Genomic DNA, 3784 nt, shown 5'->3' on the forward strand with positions numbered 1-3784 from the left:
TAACGCCCCAATAAGGGGCTAAAAATTGTTTGCTATAATGTGTAGCGAAGCGAAACCGAGCAAACTGTTTTTAGTCCCGCTTGATTGGCTTGTTAGTGTACCCAAGCCACCTGACTTTTTACTTTATTTACAAAGAACTCTGAGTCATCAAAATTATCAGAAAACCAATTAAATACATCACGGATAATTACTTTAAGCAACTCCTGCTTTTGTTCATCCGACGACTTTATATAGCTATCAGCACAGAAGTTCTCGTATAGCTGTAACGATACTCCCATTTGCTCAACATAATCCTCTTGGTCATTTCTAGGGCCAAGCCAGACAACTATTTTTCCAATTTTATGAAACTTAAAACGATATGGTAAAGCTTCATTAACTTCTCTCTCAATTTGTTCAGCAACACTATCCATTCGAAAGCCTTCACCAACACCGAGAGCATCTTTTTTACTGGGTAATAATTGGAACTTCCATTGATTCATATGCGACAAAACTCTCTCTGGTACACTAACGCTTATATTAAACGGCTAAGTAACATTGGCTATAATCGCGAAGCGATGGCCAACTGTTACGTGTCCGCTTTGAATTATCTTGTTATATGATGGTAGCGGAAAACTAACAACGATAACAAGAGCTTTACTTAAACTGGCAGCCCGACCGTAGAACTAAAAAGTGCCCAGCGCCACGACTAACCAAACAGTGATTTTTGAGCCAAACACTACTGTGAATTAAGCTAATGGCTTTACAACAAAAGTGTCTAAAATAGTAAAGTCTATTAGCGTCTTTAACCTAACTGCTCTGGCGAAAACAGAGGCGTAACCCACCAAACCACTTTAGAAAACGCTGTTTTTACAATAAAATATTCAGTTGATTTCGTGGTGCCATATAACGCCCAAATAATGGGCTAAAAATTGATGGCTAAAATAAGCGACGCAGGAGCAAAAGCCAACTGTTTTTAGTCCTGATTGATTTGCTTGTTAGTTGCGCTTTTTAACAAATCGAATTTCGTAATGATATAAATAGGTTCTTTTTTACATTCGACTTTATAAAGATATTGATTTTTAAGCAAATTAGTTTTCTCTTTTATTAAGCTAATTTGCTCCCATGGTATTAAAAAACTCTTGGAAAATAGTAGAATCAGCATCCGTTTTTGGCTTATAAATACCCCTTGCTCAAATGATTTGATATTTAGCCAAGTCCGATATTCACTGTTTTTCTCACGAGAAATATCTGCCACATTCGTCAGGTACATACTGCGTGATTTAAAAAGAGATGAATCCGAAATACTTAAATTCGTTTTATATTCTCTAGCTAGTTTAGGGTAATACCCAATAATGCTTTGGATATAATTGACTAAAACATAGAACAATAAAAATAGAATTAAGCCTATAACAAAGTCCATTTTTAAATACTCCGAAAACTTGTTCCGTACTGATGACTAGGCTGAAGCCAACTAACGCCGCGCTAAGCGGACTAAAATAGTGGGTTATAATGTGTAGCGAAGCGAAACGTAACCCACTGTTTTAGTTCCGTTTAAGCGCCTTGTTATGTTTTGGTTCTTCGATATAAGATATTATCAATTCTGTCTTGCTCATCATCAGATAGATAAACATCATCCGCTAGGTAAATTTGAGGAATTTTAGTTACCCCTTCATTCTTTGCTTTATTTTTTAGAACTTCAATTAACTCACTTTTTTCTTCTTCTTTTTCTACGTAAATTGCGACAATGTCATTAACGGTAAAAGGAATATTATTGGGGTGATTTCCATGAGAACCGCCAGCATAATGATGATTCCCAACAATTCGCCACTCATACTCATGACTATTCCCCTCTATTTCGGTGAATGCCAGAATATCAAACATAGAATTTATCACTGTTTGAGAAGTTCCGAAGCTATTCAACATGGCGAGGACTCTAGCTATTCTACTAGTTACCTCAGACTCATCTCCTACATAGATTATTCTGTCACCATTGTTAGATTTCATCCATTCGTGGGTAAGTGCTATACCATAACTTCCAAAATACATTTTATGGTTTGAGTGAAGTTTTTGGTTATCCCTGAGTTCAGTAAAGCATTTCATGTTAATTTCAGCATGATTCACTTGATTCGTTAAGTATGAGATACCATAATTAAATTTCTGATCATTATTCAATCGATTCCCGAACCAAATAAAAAAATCATTTTCTCCACATGAGTCATACTTTTCCGTTAATTCTGGATATAAATTTTTCTCTTTCCAGAACGGGATTAGAGCAGGAATAATTTTAGATAAAGGCGGTCTAAAACTTATTGGGTGTTTTCGTAAATCAAAGCCTGTTTGAAGGTCATTGATTAAATGTTCCTTTTTCGTCAAAAACCTTAAAAACTCTGAATCCATTGAAACCTCGAAAAACATAACGCCCCACTAAGAGGCAAATGATAGTTGGCTATAATAGAGAGCGAAGCGAACAAAGCCAACTGTTATTTGTCCTGCTTGAGTGGCTTGTTATGTGCTATGAGTCAGACCATTTTTTTAATCCACAGCTTGAACATTTAGATTCACCGAAAAACAGGCTAAATTTAGAGTAAACTCCATTACATTTAGGACACTTCCAGATTCTATATCTAATATGCGCCCAAAAGATAAATGGAATATATATATTGAATATAATTTGCCCTATATTTTGCATACCACTTGTCGTTGATAGAAACTCGTCTGCTGCAGAAGTTATAAAAACCATAGATATGAGCAGGCCTATTTGAATGTTACGCCGTTTTTTTAATTCCCTCCAAGAACTCTGATAATTCAACTTACTCTCCCAGAGCAATGGCACATAACGCCTAATTAACAGGCAAAAAATGGTTGGCTAAAATAAGTGAACGTAGTGAACAAAAAGCCAACTGTTTTTTGTCCTTGTTTAATTTCTTGTTAGGTTTCAGTTGCTAATAACTCCATTGCGACAGCTAGCTTTATTTGTTGGATCTTACTTAATTTATGGCGATATTCTAGAAGAGTAAAAGTATCCATGCCTGTACATTCAGGACAATCTAGCTCGACTTCTACTCTACCAACCATCCGTGACTCTATAAGTAACCAATAATGAATAATCCTGTCATCTGGAAATGAATCTAAAACAATTACTTTAGTGAAATCCAACTCATTATCTAAAAAGAAGGTTTTTACGTGAGACTCAACAGATTTTGAAAATACGGATGAAGTATTTTTTATAAGCTCCAACTTTATTTCCTTTTCAGTTTTAGAGCCAACCAATTTCACAACATCCTCCTTGAAACCTAACGCCCCAATAAGGGGCTAAAAATTGTTTGCTATAATGTGTAGCGAAGCGAAACCGAGCAAACTGTTTTTAGTCCCGCTTGATTGGCTTGTTAGTGTACCCAAGCCACCTGACTTTTTACTTTATTTACAAAGAACTCTGAGTCATCAAAATTATCAGAAAACCAATTAAATACATCACGGATAATTACTTTAAGCAACTCCTGCTTTTGTTCATCCGACGACTTTATATAGCTATCAGCACAGAAGTTCTCGTATAGCTGTAACGATACTCCCATTTGCTCAACATAATCCTCTTGGTCATTTCTAGGGCCAAGCCAGACAACTATTTTTCCAATTTTATGAAACTTAAAACGATATGGTAAAGCTTCATTAACTTCTCTCTCAATTTGTTCAGCAACACTATCCATTCGAAAGCCTTCACCAACACCGAGAGCATCTTTTTTACTGGGTAATAATTGGAACTTCCATTGATTCATATGCGACAAAACTCTCTCTGGTACACTAACGC

5 protein-coding genes are annotated in these 3784 nt (G+C 35.9%); all 5 read right to left on the reverse strand.

The window, feature by feature from the left end; all coding sequences use genetic code 11:
* Window positions 1–92 precede the first annotated feature (92 nt).
* Complete coding sequence (locus GAB14E_RS05470) at window positions 93–479, reverse strand: hypothetical protein (RefSeq protein WP_033082363.1); 387 nt, start codon at window positions 477–479, stop codon at window positions 93–95.
* A gap of 473 nt (window positions 480–952) precedes the next feature.
* Window positions 953–1399: a hypothetical protein gene (locus GAB14E_RS05465; RefSeq protein ID WP_033083613.1), complete on the reverse strand. Its 447-nt coding sequence runs from the start codon at window positions 1397–1399 to the stop codon at window positions 953–955.
* 143 nt (window positions 1400–1542) lie between these two features.
* Window positions 1543–2376 (reverse strand): abortive infection system antitoxin AbiGi family protein, encoded by an 834-nt coding sequence (locus GAB14E_RS05460; RefSeq protein ID WP_197061233.1) that lies wholly within the window; start codon window positions 2374–2376, stop codon window positions 1543–1545.
* A 531-nt stretch (window positions 2377–2907) separates the two neighbouring features.
* Complete coding sequence (locus GAB14E_RS05455; RefSeq protein WP_156115771.1) at window positions 2908–3216, reverse strand: hypothetical protein; 309 nt, start codon at window positions 3214–3216, stop codon at window positions 2908–2910.
* Between the two features lie 149 nt (window positions 3217–3365).
* Window positions 3366–3784: hypothetical protein (locus tag GAB14E_RS05450; RefSeq protein WP_231562038.1), on the reverse strand; the 419-nt coding region annotated here is incomplete at its 5' end.

It is taken from the genome of Colwellia psychrerythraea, assembly GCF_000764185.1.
In the GTDB taxonomy this organism is placed as follows: domain Bacteria; phylum Pseudomonadota; class Gammaproteobacteria; order Enterobacterales; family Alteromonadaceae; genus Colwellia; species Colwellia psychrerythraea_B.